At 64.3% G+C, this 18,946-nt stretch carries 15 protein-coding genes; 14 read left to right on the forward strand and 1 reads right to left on the reverse strand.

The window, feature by feature from the left end; translation table 11 throughout:
- Position 1: 1 nt before the first annotated feature.
- The 14 genes from murG (at position 2) to LB547_RS00455 (ending at position 16,985) form a co-directional block, all read left to right on the forward strand.
- Positions 2-1,129, forward strand: coding sequence for an undecaprenyldiphospho-muramoylpentapeptide beta-N-acetylglucosaminyltransferase (gene murG / locus LB547_RS00390; RefSeq protein WP_140559522.1), 1,128 nt, complete (start codon positions 2-4; stop codon positions 1,127-1,129).
- Complete coding sequence (gene murC / locus LB547_RS00395) at positions 1,126-2,526, forward strand: UDP-N-acetylmuramate--L-alanine ligase (protein ID WP_140495219.1); 1,401 nt, start codon at positions 1,126-1,128, stop codon at positions 2,524-2,526. Before murG ends, murC begins: the two co-directional genes overlap by 4 nt.
- A complete protein-coding gene (gene murB / locus LB547_RS00400) occupies positions 2,523-3,488 on the forward strand; it encodes a UDP-N-acetylmuramate dehydrogenase (protein WP_140495221.1) in 966 nt (321 codons plus the stop codon). The genes murC and murB overlap by 4 nt, the downstream gene beginning before the upstream one ends.
- Positions 3,489-3,789: 301 nt before the next feature.
- The gene (locus LB547_RS00405; RefSeq protein WP_140495223.1) at positions 3,790-4,716 is read left to right on the forward strand and encodes a D-alanine--D-alanine ligase; all 927 of its coding nucleotides are present in this window, start codon (positions 3,790-3,792) and stop codon (positions 4,714-4,716) included.
- Positions 4,704-5,645 (forward strand): cell division protein FtsQ/DivIB, encoded by a 942-nt coding sequence (locus tag LB547_RS00410; RefSeq protein ID WP_140495225.1) that lies wholly within the window; start codon positions 4,704-4,706, stop codon positions 5,643-5,645. Before LB547_RS00405 ends, LB547_RS00410 begins: the two co-directional genes overlap by 13 nt.
- Entirely contained in the window at positions 5,642-6,949 is a 1,308-nt protein-coding gene (gene ftsA, locus LB547_RS00415; RefSeq protein ID WP_140553117.1) for a cell division protein FtsA, read from the forward strand. Before LB547_RS00410 ends, ftsA begins: the two co-directional genes overlap by 4 nt.
- Positions 6,950-7,015: 66 nt before the next feature.
- Entirely contained in the window at positions 7,016-8,698 is a 1,683-nt protein-coding gene (gene ftsZ / locus LB547_RS00420) for a cell division protein FtsZ (RefSeq protein ID WP_140495229.1), read from the forward strand.
- A gap of 283 nt (positions 8,699-8,981) precedes the next feature.
- Positions 8,982-9,932 carry a UDP-3-O-acyl-N-acetylglucosamine deacetylase gene (lpxC, locus tag LB547_RS00425; protein ID WP_140761215.1) on the forward strand — a complete coding sequence of 317 codons (951 nt, stop codon included), beginning with the start codon at positions 8,982-8,984 and terminating at the stop codon, positions 9,930-9,932.
- A 262-nt stretch (positions 9,933-10,194) separates the two neighbouring features.
- A complete protein-coding gene (locus tag LB547_RS00430; protein WP_140495233.1) occupies positions 10,195-11,064 on the forward strand; it encodes an outer membrane protein assembly factor BamD in 870 nt (289 codons plus the stop codon).
- Positions 11,065-11,077: 13 nt separating this feature from the next.
- Complete coding sequence (gene recN / locus LB547_RS00435) at positions 11,078-12,751, forward strand: DNA repair protein RecN (RefSeq protein WP_140761212.1); 1,674 nt, start codon at positions 11,078-11,080, stop codon at positions 12,749-12,751.
- Between the two features lie 211 nt (positions 12,752-12,962).
- Positions 12,963-15,167 (forward strand): NAD-dependent DNA ligase LigA, encoded by a 2,205-nt coding sequence (gene ligA, locus LB547_RS00440; protein WP_140559528.1) that lies wholly within the window; start codon positions 12,963-12,965, stop codon positions 15,165-15,167.
- The gene (locus LB547_RS00445) at positions 15,167-15,859 is read left to right on the forward strand and encodes a DUF2461 domain-containing protein (RefSeq protein WP_140521269.1); all 693 of its coding nucleotides are present in this window, start codon (positions 15,167-15,169) and stop codon (positions 15,857-15,859) included. The genes ligA and LB547_RS00445 overlap by 1 nt, the downstream gene beginning before the upstream one ends.
- A gap of 104 nt (positions 15,860-15,963) precedes the next feature.
- On the forward strand, positions 15,964-16,692 hold the full coding sequence (locus LB547_RS00450) for an AzlC family ABC transporter permease (protein WP_140761209.1): 729 nt from the start codon (positions 15,964-15,966) through the stop codon (positions 16,690-16,692).
- The gene (locus LB547_RS00455) at positions 16,689-16,985 is read left to right on the forward strand and encodes an AzlD family protein (protein ID WP_140761205.1); all 297 of its coding nucleotides are present in this window, start codon (positions 16,689-16,691) and stop codon (positions 16,983-16,985) included. The genes LB547_RS00450 and LB547_RS00455 overlap by 4 nt, the downstream gene beginning before the upstream one ends.
- A gap of 46 nt (positions 16,986-17,031) precedes the next feature.
- Here the strand turns inward: LB547_RS00455 and LB547_RS00460 are convergent, their stop codons facing one another.
- Complete coding sequence (locus LB547_RS00460) at positions 17,032-18,876, reverse strand: aminopeptidase P family protein (protein WP_140761202.1); 1,845 nt, start codon at positions 18,874-18,876, stop codon at positions 17,032-17,034.
- Positions 18,877-18,946 lie beyond the last annotated feature (70 nt).

Consider the following 18,946-nt stretch of genomic DNA (forward strand, 5'->3'; position numbering starts at 1 on the left):
CATGGCCAGAGGCGTTATCCTTCTCTCGGCGGGCGGAACCGGCGGACATCTGTTTCCGGCCGAGGCACTGGCGCATGAGTTGAACGCGCGTGGCTGGACGGTGCATCTGGCGACCGACGACCGCGCTGAGCGCTTTGCCGGCCACTTCCCGGCCGCCGCCATCCACCCGATCCAGTCCGCGACGCTGGGCTCCAAAAATCCTGTTGCCCTGCTTGGCGCTTTCTGGAAAATCTGGCGCGGCGTGCGCCAGGCGTCCGCCATCATCGGCAGGATCAAGCCCGACACCGTGGTCGGCTTTGGCGGCTATCCGACCTTGCCGCCGCTCTACGCCGCGACGCGGCGCAAGGTGCCGACGCTGATCCACGAGCAGAACGCGGTGATGGGACGCGCCAACCGGGCGCTGGCCAGCCGCGTCGATGCGATTGCCGGTGGCTTCCTGCCCCAAGACGAAAGCGCCGTCGGCGCCAAGACGGTGACGACAGGCAATCCGGTTCGCCCACAGGTGCTCGAAGCCGCAAAGACCGCCTACGTCGCCTCGGCCGGAGATGATCCCTTCCGCCTGCTGGTGTTCGGCGGCAGCCAGGGCGCGCAGTTCTTCTCCGATGCGGTGCCGGCGGCCGTCGCCTTGCTCCCCGACGCACTCCGCAAGCGGCTGGTGATCACGCAGCAGGCTCGGGCCGATGATGTCGGGCGGGTGAAGGCGGCCTATGCAGCGCTTGGCGTCGGTGTCGAGGTCTCGCCCTTCTTCAGCGACATGGCGGCGCGTATAGCGGCCGCACAGTTGGTGATGTCGCGCTCCGGCGCGTCGACCGTCTCGGAAATCGCGGTCATCGGGCGGCCGGCGCTGCTGGTGCCCTATCCCTATGCGCTCGATCACGACCAGGCCGCGAACGCAGCCGCTCTTGCGGCCGCCGGCGGTGGCGAAGTGGAACCGCAATCCTCACTTTCGCCCGAGCGCATCGCGGCGCTGATCGGCGCCCTGATGGCCGAGCCCGAACGGCTCACGGCAATGGCTGCGGCGGCGAAGTCGGTCGGCAAACCGGACGCCGCACGGTTGCTCGCCGATCTCACAGAGGCTATTGCGTCCCGCAAAACCGTTTCGGATTTTAAGAAGGGAACGCACGCATGAAGATGCCGCAGACCATAGGCCTCGTGCATTTCATCGGCATTGGCGGCATCGGCATGAGTGGCATCGCCGAAGTGCTGCACAATCTCGGCTACAAGGTGCAGGGATCCGACCAGGCCGACAGCGCCAATGTGCAGCGGCTGCGCGACAAGGGGATCGAATGCTTTGTCGGCCACAGGGAAGAAAACCTCGGCGATGCCGAAGTGGTGGTTGTCTCGACGGCTATCAAGAAATCCAACCCCGAACTGAAGGCGGCACGGGAGAAATTGCTGCCGATCGTGCGCCGCGCCGAAATGCTGGCCGAACTGATGCGCTTCCGCCAGGCAGTGGCGATCGGCGGCACGCACGGCAAGACGACGACGACCTCGATGGTAGCGACGCTGCTCGAAGCCGGCGGGCTCGACCCGACCGTCATCAATGGCGGCATCATCAACGCCTATGGCACCAATGCGCGCATGGGGGACGGCGAGTGGATGGTGGTCGAAGCCGACGAGAGCGACGGGACCTTCCTCAAGCTGCCGGCCGATATCGCCGTCGTCACCAATATCGATCCCGAACATCTCGATCACTACGGCAGTTTCGAGAAGGTGCGCGAAGCCTTCCGCCAGTTCGTCGAGAACGTGCCGTTCTACGGCTTCGGCGTCATGTGCACCGACCACCCGGAGGTGCAGGCGCTGGTCGGCCGAATCGAGGATCGCCGCGTCATCACCTATGGCGAGAACGCGCAGGCCGACGTGCGCTTCACCAACCATCGCATGGCCGGCGCGACCTCGGAATTCGACGTGGTGATCCGCGACCGCAAGGGACGCGGCCAGACGACGATATCGGATCTGCGCCTGCCGATGCCCGGCCGCCACAACGTTTCCAATGCGACGGCGGCGATCGCGGTGGCGCATGAGCTCGGTCTGTCGGCCGAGGCGATCAAGAAAGGCCTGTCGTCCTTCGCCGGCGTCAAGCGTCGCTTCACCCAAACCGGCTCCTGGAATGGCGTCGAAGTGTTCGACGATTACGGCCACCATCCGGTCGAGATCGCTGCGGTGCTGAAAGCCGCGCGCAGCGCCACCAAGGGCCGCGTCATCGCCATTGCCCAGCCGCACCGTTTTACCCGGCTGCATGATCTGTTCAATGAGTTCTCCGCCTGCTTCAACGACGCCGACACGGTGATGGTGGCGCCGGTCTACGCCGCCGGCGAGGAGCCGATCGAAGGCGTGACCTCGGATGCGCTGGTGTCGCGCATCCGCGCCGGGGGCCATCGCGACGCGCGCTACATCGAGGGTCCGGAAGCAATAGCGCCTGTTGTCCGTGATCTGGCCAGGCCCGGCGACTTCGTCGTCTTCCTCGGCGCCGGCAACATCACGCAATGGGCCTATGCGCTGCCCAAGGAGCTGGCCGTCTCATGATGCAGGGCCAGGCGCTGATCGACAGACTTGGCGGCCGGCTTGCCGGCCTGCGCGGCCGCATCACGCCGAATGCCGAGATGGACAAGATCACCTGGTTCCGCGCCGGAGGACTGGCCGAGGCGCTCTTTCAGCCAGCGGACGAGGCGGATCTCGCTGCTTTCCTGAAAGCGGTTCCCGAAGAGATACCGCTGACCATAGTCGGCGTCGGCTCGAACTTGCTTGTGCGCGATGGGGGTATTCCGGGTTTCGTCATAAGGCTGTCGGCCAAGGGGTTCGGTGAAACCGAAATTGTTTCGCCGACATCGATCAAGGCTGGCGCGGCCACGCCCGACAAGCGCATCGCCGCGGTGGCGCTGGAAGCCGGCATCGGCGGCTTCCATTTCTACCACGGCATACCGGGCGCCATCGGCGGGGCGCTGAGGATGAACGCCGGCGCCAATGGCGTCGAGACGCGCGAGCGCGTCGTCGAGGTGCGTGCGCTCGACCGCAAAGGCAACGTCCAGACGCTGAGCAATGCCGATATGGGCTATGCCTACCGGCACTCGTCGGCACCGTCCGGGCTGATCTTCACCTCGGCGATTTTCGAGGGCTTTGCCGAGGACAAGGCAGTGATCAAGGCGGCGATGGACGCGGTGCAGAACCATCGCGAGACGGTGCAGCCGATCCGCGAGAAGACCGGTGGCTCGACCTTCAAGAATCCTGAAGGCACCTCAGCCTGGAAAGAGATCGACAAGGCCGGGTGCCGCGGCCTGCTGATCGGCGGCGCGCAGATGTCGCCCATGCACTGCAATTTCATGATCAACACCGGGACAGCGACCGGCTACGAACTCGAATATCTCGGCGAAACGGTGCGCACGCGGGTGCTCGAACATTCCGGCATCCGGCTGCACTGGGAGATCAAGCGCATCGGGGACTTCCGCCCCGGACACGCCGTGCAGGAGTTTCTTGGACAGCTGCTCTAGCCGCGGTTGAAGTTCATGTGACGCATGAACTTCAACCGGTCCGGAACGACCGCGCGACCGTTGCTCCAAAGACTCAACAGCGCGGTTTTCGCATCCATTTTCTCAGAAAGTGAATCTCCCGGAATCATAAGCACTTGCCAGTGAATCAACTCTCTGATTCTCTGCTCCAAAGCGTTTCCTGATTTGAGTCGTTCGACGCGTTTCCCGCGTTTTCCGTCTGGGGGGCAACCTGCCGGGAGACTCGGACTCAATGTTGCGGAAATCTTGGTTTTTGATCCGCCGTGAGAGGGGATGACGGGGAATGAAAAACAAGCATGTGGCCGTCCTGCTGGGTGGTTTCTCGTCCGAGCGGCCCGTGTCCCTGTCTTCGGGGAAGGCCTGTGCCGATGTGCTTGAGACGGAAGGCTATCAAGTCACGCGCGTCGATGTCGGGCGCGACGTCGGCTCCGTGCTTGCCGATCTCAGGCCCGATGTCGCCTTCAATGCGCTGCATGGTCCTTTTGGCGAGGACGGCACCATTCAGGGCATTCTCGAATATCTCGGCATTCCCTACACCCATTCCGGCGTGCTCGCCTCGGCGCTTGCGATGAACAAGGAGCAGTCGAAGAAAGTCGTGAAATTGGCCGGTGTCCCCGTCGCCGAATCGAAGGTCGCCAATCGCTTCGCCATTCAGAACAACCATCCGATGAAGCCGCCTTATGTGGTGAAGCCGGTCAATGAGGGGTCGAGCTTCGGCGTCGTGATCGTGCATGAGGGGCAGTCGCATCCGCCGCAGGTCATCGGCTCGTCCGAGTGGAAATATGGCGATACCGTCATGGTCGAGCGTTACATCCATGGGCGCGAGCTGACCTGTGCCGTCATGGGCGACGTGGCGCTTGGCGTCTGCGAGATCATCCCGACGGGCCATTCGTTCTATGACTACGATTCAAAATATGTCGCGGGCGGATCAAAACACGAATGCCCCGCAAAAGTTTCACCGAATATTTACCAAAAAATACAGACACTGGCGCTCAAGGCTCACCAAGCTGTCGGCTGTCGGGGCGTTTCCCGGTCGGACTTCCGTTATGACGATCGTCACTCCGAAAATGGCGAGGTTGTATGGCTCGAGGTCAATACCCAGCCGGGCATGACGCCGACGTCTCTGGTGCCTGAAATCGCCGCCCAGGCAGGGCATTCGTTCGGCGATCTGTTGAGTTGGATGGTGGAGGACGCTTCGTGTCTGCGTTGAAATGGGGGCAGGGCAAGGGGAAGGGCGTGGCCGGGCCGGCGCTGTTCAGCCTGCCATTGTCGTTCGACCATTTCGTGCTGCCGCGCGTGCTTCGCCGCCCGGTGCGTATCCTGGCGCGTCTGGGCGAGGGCGAATTCCAGGCGCCGCGCTTCTCCGCCGCGATCATGTCGGCAGTGCTCATTGCTTCGAGCGGCGCCTATGGCGCCTATCTCGGCGGTCATGCCGACGGCATCGTCCAGAGCATCACTGCCCGGACCGGCTTTGCCGTCGACCAGGTCAAGGTGGTCGGCAATCGCCAGACGTCCGAGATCGATATTCTCGACAGGCTCGAGCTCGATGGCTGGACGTCGCTGATCGGCTTCGATGCCGAGGCGGCGCGGGAACGCATCGCCACCTTGCCCTGGATCGAGGTCGCCGCGGTGCGCAAGGTCTATCCGCACACGTTGGAGGTGCGCGTCGAGGAGCGTCAGGCGTTCGCACTTTGGCAGCAGGGCAGCGATCTCTCCGTCATCGAAAAAGACGGTGCCGTTATCGCGCCGTTCTCGGGTGGCAAGCAGGTGCTGCTGCCATTGCTGATCGGAGCCGGCGCGCCGGCCAAGGCGCCGGAATTCCTGGCGAAGATCGAAAAATACCCGGATCTCGCGACCCGCATCAGGGGCTATGTCCGTGTCGGCGATCGGCGCTGGGACCTGAAGCTCGACAACGGCATCACTGTCAAGCTTCCCGAGGATGGCGAGGATCAGGCACTCGCCGAACTCGTCGGCATGGACCATGACAAGGGGCTGTTGTCGCGCGACATCGCTGCCGTCGACATGCGGCTGTCCGACCGGCTGGTCGTGCAACTGACGCCGGAGGCGGCGACCCAGCGCGAAGCCGCGCTCAACGAGAAGCCGAAAATGCTGAAGCGCAAGCCGGAGACGAAGATATGAGCTGGCTTGGCGGTTCAGGCGATGCCTCGTCGCGCCGCTCCGGCACCTTGACGGTACTGGATGTCGGTTCGAACAAGGTCTGCTGCATGGTGGCGAAGCTGAAGCCGTGCGATGACGGCAAGCTGCTGCGCGGACGCTCGCACCGCATCCAGGTGATCGGCATCGGCCATCAGAAGTCGCAGGGCGTCAAATCGGGCGTCGTCATCGATCTCGATCGTGCCGAACATGCCATTCGTCTCTCCGTCGACGCCGCCGAGCGCATGGCCGGGCTGACGGTCGATTCGCTGATCGTGAACATGACCGCCGGCCGGCTGAAGAGCGAAGCTTTCTCGGCAACCATCAATCTCGGCGGCCATGAGGCCGACGAGGCCGACATCAAGCGGGTGCTCGGTGCCGGCGCCAAGCAGGCGCTGAAGACCGAGCGCGAGGTGGTCCATTCGCTCCCGGTCGGCTTCTCGCTCGACGCTGAGCGCGGCGTGCGCGATCCGCGCGGCATGGTCGGCGACACGCTTGGCGTCGACATGCATGTGCTGACCGGCGACGCCGCTCCGATGCGCAACCTGGAGCTCTCCATCAACCGCTCGCATCTTTCGGTCGAGCGCATGGTGGCGACGCCCTATGCCAGCGGGCTGGCGGCATTGGTCGACGACGAACTGGAACTGGGCGCCGCCTGCATCGATATGGGCGGCGGCACGACGACGATCTCGGTGTTTTCGGAAGGCAAGTTCGTCCATGGCGACGCCATCGCCATCGGCGGCAACCACGTCACGCTGGACATGGCCAAGGGACTGTCCACCTCGCTCGATGCCGCCGAACGGCTGAAGGTGATGCACGGTTCGGCGTTGCCCGGCAGCGCCGATGACCGCGACCTGGTCTCGATCCAGCCGATCGGCGACGAGGGCGAAGTGCCGCTCCAGATTCCGCGCTCCGTCATGACGCGCATCGTGCGTGCCCGCATCGACGAGACGCTCGAGCTTTTGCGCGACCGGCTGAACAAGTCCGGCTACGGCAATGCGGTGGGCAAGCGCGTGGTGCTGACCGGCGGCGCCAGCCAGCTTGCCGGCCTGCCGGAAGCGGCGCGCCGCATCCTGGGGCGCAATGTGCGCATCGGCCGCCCGCTTGGCGTGGCGGGCCTGCCCGAAGCGGCGAAGGGGCCGGCCTTCTCGGCGGCCGTCGGCTTGTTGATCTATCCGCAGATGGCGAGCTTCGAGAGCCATCCGGCGAAAGGAATTTCCGGTCTCAGGATGACCGGAACGGGCGGAAAACTGCATCGCATGAGTCAGTGGTTGAGAGACAGTTTCTAATTGACGGGGACAGCCCCATAAGTGGCCGCGGCGGCGAAGCGGCAGGAAAGGCAAAGGACGGAGACAATGACCATCAATCTGCAAAAGCCGGACATCACCGAGCTTAAGCCACGCATCACCGTGTTCGGCGTCGGCGGCGGCGGCGGCAACGCCGTCAACAACATGATCACCGCCGGTCTGCGCGGCGTCGAGTTCGTTGTCGCCAACACCGACGCGCAGGCGCTGACCATGTCGAAAGCCGACCGGCTGATCCAGCTCGGCGCGCATGTCACCGAGGGGCTGGGCGCCGGATCCCAGCCTGAAGTGGGCCGCGCGGCAGCGGAAGAATGCATCGACGAGATCATCGATCACCTGTCCAACACCCATATGTGCTTCGTCACCGCGGGCATGGGCGGCGGCACGGGCACGGGAGCGGCGCCGGTCGTGGCGCGCGCCGCCCGCGAGAAGGGCATCCTCACTGTCGGCGTCGTCACCAAGCCGTTCCATTTCGAAGGCCAGCGCCGCATGAAGACGGCGGATTTCGGCATCGAGGAGCTGCAGAAATGCGTCGACACGTTGATCGTCATCCCTAACCAGAACCTGTTCCGGCTGGCCAATGACAAGACCACCTTCGCCGACGCGTTCGCCATGGCTGACCAGGTTCTCTATTCGGGTGTAGCCTGCATCACCGACCTGATGGTCAAGGAAGGCCTGATCAATCTCGACTTCGCCGACGTTCGTTCGGTGATGCGCGAGATGGGCAAGGCGATGATGGGCACCGGCGAGGCATCGGGCGAGGGCCGCGCGATGGCGGCCGCGGAAGCCGCGATCGCCAACCCGCTGCTCGACGAGACCTCGATGAAGGGCGCCAAGGGCCTGCTGATCTCGATCACCGGCGGCCGCGACCTGACGCTGTTCGAAGTCGACGAAGCGGCGACCCGCATCCGCGAGGAGGTCGACCAGGACGCCAACATCATCCTGGGCGCCACTTTCGACGAGGAGCTCGAAGGCGTCATCCGCGTCTCGGTTGTCGCCACCGGCATCGACAAGTCGGCGGCCGAAATCGCCGCCGCGCCGATCTCGATCCGCACCGCGCCGCAGAAGCCGGCCGCCCGCCCGGCCGTTGCCGCGGCGGAAAGCCGCCCCGCGCCGGTCCAGCAGGCTGCGTTCGAGCCGCGCGCCGCCGATCCGGTCGCGGAAGCGATCCAACTGGCCGAAGCAAACGCCGCGGCGATGGCACAAGCCCGTCCGGCGCCAATTGCCCATGCGGATGATTTCCGTCCGCAGAGCAAGATCTTCCAGGCTCCGCCGGCGCAGCCGCAACCGATGGTGCAGCCCGTGGTCCAGCAGATGCAGCCGGCGCCTCAGCCGCGCGAGATCCTGCGCGAAGTCCAGCAGCCGGTCGCGATGGCTCCCCAGCGCATGCCGCGCGTCGAGGACTTTCCGCCTGTCGTGAAGGCCGAGGTCGACGCCAAGAGCCGCCCGGCCGACCATGAGAACAGCGGACCGATGGGGCTCTTGAAGCGTCTGACCAACGGCCTGACGCGCCGCGAGGAAGAGCCTGCACGCCTGCAGCCGGCGCAGCCGCGCGAGCCCAAGCTGCGTCAGGCCGCACCGGAAGTGCGCCGTCTGGCAAGCCAGGACGCGCAGCTCTACGCGCCTCGTCGCGGCCAGCTCGACGACCAAGGCCGCCTGACGCCGCAGGCCAGGGCGACTCAGGAGGACGACCAGCTGGAAATTCCGGCGTTCCTGCGTCGCCAGGCCAACTGAGCGGTTAACGGGCTGTAACAATTGTTAACAGGCAAGCAAGGAATTGCTTGCCTGTTAACGTTTAAAAGAATGGAAATTCAAGCACTTAAGAGGCTGTCCATACGTCGGTTGCGGTTACAAAGAGTAAGAAACCGTGATTTGGACTATCCCTGACGGGACATTATCTTCATTGCCTACCGTCGTCGGTTTGCCGGGATTTCGGGGGAAGTGACCTGGCCTGCCGATTTTTACAAGAGAGCCGCGCCCCTCGGGCTGGAGAAGCGGACCTAGGCATTTTGGGCTTATGGGGATTGTCTTGCACGACTATCAGACGACAGTGAAGACGCGCGCGTCGCTTACGGGCACCGGCGTTCACAGCGGCAAGGAAGTTTCCATCAGCTTTCTCCCGGCGGATGCCGACACCGGCATCGTTTTCCAGCTTTTCAGTGAGAACGGGCAAGGTCGCGAGTTCCGCGCCCTGTTTTCCGAGATCGGCGCAACCGACCTGTGCACCATGCTCGGTGATCCCTCTGGCGAGCACATCGCCACGGTCGAGCACATCATGGCGGCGCTGTTCGGGCTCGGCATCGACAATGTCATCATCGAGATCGACGGCCATGAGCTCCCTATCCTCGACGGCAGCGCCATGGCGTTCGTCGAGGCCATAGACCAGGCCGGCATCGAAACGCTGTCGGTCAAGCGGCGCTACATCCGGATCGTCAAGCCGGTCCGCATCGAGAACGGCGCCTCCTGGGCTGAGTTCAGGCCCTATGACGGCACTCGCTTCGAGGTCGAGATCGATTTCGAAAGCCCGGCGATCGGCCGGCAGCTGTTCGCGTCCGACATCAATGCGGACATTTTCCGCCGCGACATCGCGCGCGCCCGCACCTTCGGCTTCATGAAGGACGTCGAGCGGCTGTGGGCCGCCGGCTATGCGCTGGGATCCTCGCTTGAGAATTCGCTGGTCATCGGTGACGACAACCGCGTCATCAACATGGGCGGCTTGCGCTACCCCAACGAGTTCGTACGCCATAAGACGCTGGACGCCATGGGCGACCTGGCACTGGCCGGGGCCCGCTTCATCGGCTGCTTCCGCTCCTATCGTGGCGGCCATAGGCTGAATGCGGCCGCCTTGCGGCGCGTGCTGTCGGACCGTACCGCGTTCGAGATCGTCGAAACGACCCGCCGCGAGCGCGGCCGTGCGGCCGAGATGAGCGCCGTCAACGCGCCTCTCTATGCGCCCTGGATGATCTGAGTCGCCGCCACTTTCCGGATACCATCGCAGCTCGCTGGTGTTGCATGAATGCATCATTTGCCGGCGAAATCGCAGGGATGCTCCGGCGCGGCCCGGCCGCCACAAAAATGTTCGATTGCCTAGACATAGCGTTGCCGGGCAAGGCGGTTATGGTTTATGGCTGCTGCCTTCGATAGTGCATGTCGCCTGGAAGTGGGGACCAGTTTTGGGGAAACGATATGCAACAGGCACTGAAATAACGCCGAAAGGGCGCAGTCCAATCATGTTCTTCAAGCGAGTCGGTCAATTGAAAGCGCCGCAGCGGTCCGTTTTCCTGGCGCTTTCGGTGGTTGTTCCATCGCTCTTCCTGTCTGCTTGCATGTCGTCGGAAAAAGATATCGACCTCTCGACCTATGTCGATCAGACCGAACCGGCCGACGTTCTCTACAACCAAGGGCTCGCCAATCTGAATGCCGGACGCCTCGACGAGGCGAGCAAGAAGTTCGACGCGGTCGACCGCCAGCATCCTTATTCGGAGTGGGCCCGCAAATCGATGGTGATGGGCGCGTTCGCCGACTATCGCAAGGGCAGCTACGACGAAGCGATCTCGTCGGCCAAGCGTTATCTGACGCTGTATCCGTCAACGGATGACGCGGCTTATGCGCAGTACATCATCGGCCTTAGCTACTACCGCCAGATCAAGGACGTGACGCAGGATCAGAAGGAAGCGCGCCAGACCGTGCAGACCATGCAGGATCTCGTGACGCGCTGGCCTAATTCAGAATATGTCGATGACGCCAAGGAAAAGATCCGCTTCGCCAACGACCAGCTCGCCGGCAAGGAGATGCAGATCGGCCGCTATTATCTCGAACGCCGCGAATACATCGCCGCGGTCAAGCGCTTCCGCAATGTGGTCGAGAATTATTCCAACACCCGCCACGTCGAGGAGGCGCTGGCGCGCCTGACCGAGAGCTATTATGCGATGGGCCTGACTTCGGAGGCGCAGACCGCCGCCGCCGTTCTCGGCACCAATTATCCCGACAGCCCATGGTACAAGGATTCCTACAAGCTCCTGCAGAGCAACGGGCTTGCGCCGCGCGAGAATGCCGGCTCTTGGATATCCAAGGCCGGGAAACTGATCACCGGCGCCTGATGCAGGCGTAACGATGCTTTCCAGGCTGTCGATCCGCGATATCGTCCTGATCGAGAAGCTGGATATCGACTTCCAGCCCGGTCTCTCGGTGCTGACGGGCGAGACCGGCGCCGGAAAATCCATCCTGCTCGACGCTCTGTCCTTGGCGCTTGGGGCTCGCGGTGACGCTTCCCTGGTGCGCCACGGCGCGGCACAGGGCCAGGTGATTGCCGTGTTCGACGTGCCGCCCAACCATCCGGTGCGCGCGCTGCTCGCCGAGAACGCCATCGAGGACGACGGCGACATCATCCTGCGCCGCTTGCAGACGGCAGACGGCCGCACCCGCGTCTTCGTCAACGACCAGCCGTCCAGTGTGACGCTGATGCGCGAAGTCGGCCGCGCGCTGGTCGAGATCCACGGCCAGCATGACGAACGCGCCCTTGTCGATCCCGGCGCGCACCGCGACGTGCTCGACGCCTTCGGCGGCCATCTCGGCGCCGTCCGGTCGACGGGCGAGGCCTGGCGGCACTGGCGTGCCTGCGAGCAGGAGCTTTCGCGCCATCGTGCCAAGGTGGCGGCGGCGGCGCGCGAAGCGGACTACCTGCGCGCAGCGGTCACGGAGCTGACCAAGCTCGATCCGCAGCCGGGTGAGGAGACGGAGCTTGCCGACTTGCGCGCCCACATGATGCGGGCCGAGAAGATCGCCTCCGAAATCCACGACGCGCAGGACGTGCTTTCGGGTCCATCCTCGCCCTTGCCGCAACTGGCCAGCCTGCTCAGGCGGTTGCAGCGCAAGGCCGGCGAGGCCCCCGGGCTGCTCGACGAAGTGGTCAAGTCGCTGGATGAGGCGATGCTGTCGCTCGACGCGGCGCAGTCGGGTGTCGAGGCGGCTTTGCGCGCCACCGAATATGATCCACAGCGGCTGGAAAAGGCGGAAGAGCGATTGTTTTCGCTGCGCGCGGCATCGCGCAAGCACAGCGTTGCCGTCGATGATTTGGCGCAATTGCGCGACACGATGGTTGCCGATCTTGCCGATCTCGATGCCGGCGAGGAGCGCCTTCATGGGCTGGAAAAGCAGGCGGCCGCAGCGCGCGAAGCCTATGATATCGCCGCCGCGCAGTTGTCCTCGCTTCGCCATGCCGCGACGGTCGGGCTGACCAAGGCGGTGATGGCCGAACTGCCGGCGCTTAAGCTCGAACGCGCCGCCTTCATCGTCGAGATGAAGAGCGAGGCCGAGAGCCGCATGGAAGAGGGCATCGACCAGATCGAGTTCTGGGTGCGCACCAATCCCGGCACCCGGCCCGGGCCGATGATGAAGGTTGCTTCCGGCGGCGAGCTTTCGCGCTTCCTGCTGGCGCTGAAGGTGGCGCTGGCCGACCGGGGCTCGGCGCCAACGCTGGTCTTCGATGAAATCGACACAGGGGTGGGCGGCGCCGTCGCGGATGCCATCGGCCAGCGGCTGGCAAGATTGTCCAGGCGCGTGCAGGTGCTCTCGGTCACTCATGCGCCGCAGGTGGCGGCCCGCGCGGCGACGCACTTCCTGATCTCCAAATCCGGCAGCACCGACAAGGTCGCGACCGGTATCGCCGAAATGGACCGGGCGGCGCGCCAGGAAGAGATCGCGCGCATGCTGGCCGGCGCCACCATCACCGACGAAGCGCGCGCGGCCGCCGAAAGATTGCTGCGGGAGAATACGGCGGCTGCCTGAAAGCTCGTTTCCCGTGAAGGCGAGTCAGGATATGGCTGCATCCTGCTGTTCAGGAATGATTTTTTCGCAGGCCGGCTCCCTCCTGCCAAATCCTGATTTATAGTGGCGCCCAACCAAAGTGCGCCGCGCCTTGGTTATTGTTTTGCGCATGTCGTTGCCCCAAAATCGCACCATATTTTGGGCGGCGTGCATTGGTCAGGGAAGCCGTGCGATGTCTGAAAGACCAGTCGATTCACTCAGTGAGAGCGAAGCCGAAGCGGAGCTGAAGCGCCTGGCGCAGGAGATCGCGGAGCACGACCGCCGCTACCATACCGAGGACGCGCCTGTTATCACCGACGCCGCCTATGATGCGCTGACCCGGCGCAACCTCGCCATCGAGCAGCGCTTTCCCGCCCTGGTGCGCGAGGATTCGCCATCGCGCAGGGTCGGTGCCGCGCCGGCGGAAGGCTTTGCCAAGGTGCGTCATGCCGTGCCCATGCTCAGCCTCGCCAAGGCCTATACCGACGAGGACGTCGCCGATTTCATCGAACGCGGCCGGCGCTTCTTCGACCGCGACAAGGATCTCGACATCGCCTTCACGGCCGAACCGAAGATCGACGGCCTGTCGGCCTCGCTACGTTACGAGAACGGCGTGTTCGTGCAGGGCGCAACGCGCGGCGATGGCGCTGTCGGCGAAGACATCACCGCCAATCTGAGGACCATCGCCGATATTCCCGGCAGGCTGAAAGGCTCGGGCTGGCCCGAAATCATCGAGATACGCGGCGAGGTCTACATGACCTATGCCGAATTCGAGGCGCTGAAGCAGCGCTCAGCGGCCGCCGGCGGCCAGGACTATGTCAATCCGCGCAATACGGCGGCTGGGTCGCTGCGCCAGAAGGATCCATCGGTCACCGCCAGCCGGAACCTCAAATTCTTTGCCTATGCCTGGGGCTACACGACAGCCGACCCCGCTCCGACACAATACGATTCGGTGCAGAAATTCGCGGAATGGGGCTTCAAAGTCAGCCCGCTGATGGTGCGGGCGAGGTCGGTCGGCGAACTGATCGCGCATTATCACCGCATCGAGGAACAGCGTTCTTCCTTGGGCTACGACATCGACGGCGTCGTCTACAAGGTCGACCAGCTGGAGTTGCAGCGCCGGTGGGGCTTTGTCACCGGCGAACCGCGCTGGGCCATCGCGCACAAATTTCCGGCCGAACAAGCGATGACGACCGTGCAGAAGATCGACATCCAGGTCGGGCGCACCGGCACGCTGGCGCCGGTGGCGAGGCTTGCGCCAGTGACAGTCGGGGGCGTCGTGGTCGAGAACGTCACGCTGCACAACGAAGACTATATCAAGGGTTTCGACAGCAACGGCCAGCCGATCCGCGACGGCATCGACGTGCGCATCGGCGACACCGTGGTGATCCAGCGGGCAGGGGATGTCATCCCGCAGATCGTCAGTGTCGTCGTCGACAAGCGTCCGCCGGATGCCGTGCCTTACGAATTCCCACATACTTGCCCGATCTGCGGCTCGCCGGCGACGCGCGAAATCAACGAGAAGACCGGCAAGGAGGATTCCCGCAGGCGTTGCACGGGCGAACTGATCTGCCCCGCGCAAGCCGTGGAAGGGCTGCGCCACTTCGTGTCGCGCGGGGCCATGGATATCGAGGGACTAGGCGCGGAAAACATCGACCTGTTCTTCAATGCGGGCCTGGTCAAGACGGCCGCCGACATCTTCACGCTCAGGGATCGGCGTCCCGCCGTCACCAAGGCGCTGGCCGAGCGGCGCGAGGAGCAGGCGAGGCAGCGCGAGGCGGCGTCGGGCAAGACGCGCAAGAACGTGCGCAGCGTCGAGGACCGCAACTATGAAGGGTTGGACAAGCTCTTTGCGGCGATCGATTCGCGCCGCGAACCCGAGCTCGACCGCTTCATCTTTGCGCTTGGGATCCGCCATATCGGCGAAACGACGGCGGCCGTGCTTGCCCGGACGTTTTCGACAATCGAGGAACTGATCCGCGTCGGCAAGGAGACCGCGGCGGCTGACGATCCGCATAGTGTGTTCCCGTCGATCAACGGCATCGGCGATACGGTGATCAACGCGCTGGCCGATTTCTTCGGCAATGAGCGCAATGACGACGTGCTTGAGGCGTTGCTTAAACAGGTCAGGCCGAAGCCGTATGTCGTCACCGTCTCGGCCGACAGCGTGGTCGCGGGCAAGACCGTCGTGTTCACGGGCTCGCTGGAAAAGATGACGCGTTCCGAAGCCAAGGCGATGGCCGAACGGCTGGGCGCCAAGGTGGCGGGCTCGGTTTCGGCCAAGACCGATCTGGTAGTGGCGGGGCCCGGCGCCGGCTCGAAACTCAAGCTTGCCAGTGAACTCGGCATCGAGGTCATAGACGAGGACGCGTGGCTGCAGCGGATCGGCAAGGCATGATGTCAGGCGAATTCAAGGGGTTCGGCCAAAAGGCTATTCCGTTCCTGAAGGCACTTGATTTCCACCAGAGTCGCGAGTGGTTCGTAGAGAATCGCGACCTGTTCGAACAGGAATTGCGCGATCCGCTGGGCGATCTGGTGGAGACGCTCACACGCCGTTTCGGCGAGGCCGGGCTCGGCCTCAAGGGCGACCGCAAGAAATCACTGTTCCGGATCAACCGGGACGTGCGCTTCGCCAAGGACAAGCGGCCTTACAACCGGCATCTGTCGGCGATCCTGTCGCCCGACGGCACCAAGATGGAGCAGGGCGTGTTCTATGTCCACGTTGGGCTGGAACGCTGCTTCGCCGACATTGCCTGGTGGCAGCCCGCCCCGGAACTGTTGCTCGCCATGCGCAAGGCCATCGCGGCAAGGCCGGACAGGTTCCGCGCCCTGGTGGGCGCCTTGAAGAAGAACGGTCTGGAATTCGAGACGGAGGGCCGCATGAAGCGCACGCCGCGGGGCTTCGAGCATGTCGGCGATTCCGATCTGGCCGAGGCCATCCGCAACCGTCATTTCTACGTCCAGCATGTCATCGATCCGGCGGGGATCCACACGGCGGCGCTGGTCGACGAGCTGGTCGATTTCACCATGCGCGCCAAGCCGCTGCTCGACTGGGGCAGGGCGATAGAGGGCAAGGTGGCGCAGGGCTAGGATTGGTCCTCGCAATCATTTCCGCTGATTGTTGGGCTCAACCGAATTCGTGTGACAAGGTGGGCCACGCTACCTAGATCAGGCCATTCTCCTGGGAGTTATCAATGGTGTCGGACGCAATCTCCGGGCACGGCGCAAAGAGCGATTTCTGGCAAGGCGTGCGGCTTTCCATGCCCGTTGTGGTGGCGTCGGCGCCGTTCGCGGTGCTGTTCGGGGCGCTGGCCGTCGACAATGGCTTCTCGGTGTTCGAAGCCTTCCTGATGAGTGCGCTGATCTTCGGCGGCGCCAGCCAGATGGTCGGCATCGAGCTGTTCGGCCAGCATGTCGCGCCGTGGCTGGTCGTGCTGTCGATCTTCGCCGTCAATTTTCGCCATGTGCTCTATTCCGCCGGTATTGGCCGGCGCATAGCGCACTGGCCCGTGGTCAGCCAAGCGCTCGGCTTCTTCATCCTCACCGATCCGCAATTCGCCGTCGCCGAGGCGAGGGCGCAGTCCGGCGAGACGGTCGGCTTCGCCTGGTATCTCGGGCTCGGCCTGCCGGTCTATGTATTCTGGGTGATCGAAAGCGCGCTCGGCGCGGTGTTCGGCAAGCTTATCCCCGACACGCATGCGCTGGGCATCGATTTTCTGCTGCCGATCTATTTCCTTGGCCTGGTGATGGGCTTCCGCAAGCGGCCGTTGTGGCTGCCGGTGGTCGTCGCCAGTGCTTGCGCCTCGATTGTCGCCTACAAGACGGTAGGTTCGCCCTGGCACGTCTCGATCGGCGCCATCGCCGGCGTGCTGCTGGCCGTCATCCTGCCGCCGCACCACTCAGGCGTGAAGGCACGGCCATGAGCACGACGTTCTGGATCATCATCGCCGGCTCAATCGCCACATATCTTACGCGGATCGGCGGGCATCTGGTCATCTCGCGCTTCGACAATATCCATCCGCGCGTCGAGGCCGGCCTCAACGCGGTGCCGGCGGCGGTGCTGACGACATTGGTGGCGCCGGAACTGTTGAATGCCGGACCGACGGAATGGGCGGCATTGGTTGTCACCGCCATGGTTTCGCTGCGCGGCGGGCTGATGGCGATGTTTTTGGCTGGTGCGGCGACGCTGATCCTGGCGCGGCAGTTCGTGGGGTAGAGTTCCGGGCGCGATCGTTCGAACGCTGTCGCCGCCTTAGACGCACTCAAATCTTAGCGCCATGCGGTAACGGCGCCGTTGCCTTTTCCAGCCAGGCCAGCGTCTCGCCGTCGAGCATCGGGCCGATCTCGGCCAGCACGCGGGCGTGGTAGGTGTCGAGCCAATGCAGCTCGTCGCGGGTCAACAAATCCGAGCGCACCAGCCTGACATCGATCGGCGCCAGGGTCAGCGTCTCGAAACCGTGCATGGCGATGTCGCCGCCGTCGATCTGCTCGGCCGGCGTCACCAGGATGAGGTTCTCGATGCGGATGCCGTAAGAACCTTCCTTGTAATAGCCCGGCTCGTTGGACAGCATCATGCCTTCGAGCAGCTTTTCGGTGCCCGTGCGGGCGATGCGTTGCGGGCCTTCGTGCACCGCCAGATAAGAGCCGACGCCATGGCCGGTGCCGTGGGCGAAGTCGCAGCCGTGCTTCCACAGCGCTATGCGGGCGACGGCGTCGATTTCCGAGCCGCGCGTGCCGGCGGGGAAACGCAGCGTGGAAATGCCGATCATGCCTTTCAGCACGAGCGTGAAGCGTTCGCGCATTTCCTCGGTCGGCTGGCCGATCGGCACGGTGCGGGTGATGTCGGTGGTGCCGTCCTGATATTGGGCGCCGGAATCGAGCAGGAACAGCTCGCCGGCCTGGAGCTTGCGGCTGGTGGCGCGTGAGACGCGGTAGTGCATGATGGCGCCGTTCGGGCCGGCGCCCGAAATGGTGTCGAAGGAGACGTCGCGCAGCGGCATTTGCGTTTCCTCGCCGGTCTGCCGGCGCGTCTCTTCCAGCCGGGTGACGACCGCGATCTCGTCGAGCGAGCCGGGCTTCTGGCGGTCGAGCCAGCACAAAAGCTTCGCCACCGCCGCGCCATCGCGCCGATGCGCGGCGCGCGAGCCGTTGATCTCGGCCTGGTTCTTGGTGGCGCGCGGGATGCGGGCCGGGTCGGGAGCGGCAATCACCTCGCCGCCATTGTCCTCGACCAGCATGCGCAGCCTGTAGGCGGCCGAAACGGGGTCTAGCGCGATTTTCGCGCCGCTCTTGGCCAGCGCCACGACCGCGGCCTCGAATTCACCGGGCTCATGGGGCTCGGCAAGCTGGGTGAGATACGCCGCAACCTGGCGCGAGAATTTTCGGCTGTCCATGAATAGCCGGTGCCGTCCGTCGGCGGCGAGGACAGCGAAGCCGAGCGCCAGCGGCGTGTGCGGTACGTCGCCGCCACGGATGTTGAAGGCCCAGGCAATCGAGGAGGGATCCGTCAGCACCGCATGGGTGGCGCCCTCCTTGCCGATCGCCGCCGCCAGCCGCGCCAGCTTGTCCTTGGCGAGCTCGCCGGCAAAACCGATGGGATGGAGTTCGACAGGAGCGACCGGTGCATCCGGCTGATCCTTCCAGATTATGTCGATCGGGTTCGCCTCGAGCGGCACCAGCACGGCGCCGGTCTTTTCGGCCGAGGCCCGCAGCGCCTTGACCTCGCCGATCGTGTGCAGCCAGGGGTCGAAGCCGAGCCGCGCGCCCTTGCCGAGGTTATCCTTGAGCCAATTTGCAGGCGGATTGTCGACCAGGCTCTCGATCGAGAAGATACCGAGATCAACCTCGCCGCGCACCTGCAGCGTGTACCGTCCGTCGACGAAGATGAAGGCGCGGTCGCGCAGGATGATGGCAACGCCGGCGGAGCCGCTGAAGCCGGTCAGCCATTTTAGCCGCGCCGAGCGGTCGGCGACATATTCGCCCTGATGCTCGTCGGCGCGGGGAACGACAAATCCATCCAGGCCGTTTTCCGCCAGCCATTGGCGCAGCAGCGCCACGCGCGGTCTGCCGACGGCCGGATTGCCAGTGGAATCAAAGGTCTGGAACATGGTGGCGTCTCCCTCGGATAGTGCCCGACCGTAGCGCATGGAGCTGGAAACCGGAATCGATTTCAGCAGG

It is taken from the genome of Mesorhizobium sp. B264B1B (assembly GCF_020165765.1).
Lineage (GTDB): Bacteria > Pseudomonadota > Alphaproteobacteria > Rhizobiales > Rhizobiaceae > Mesorhizobium.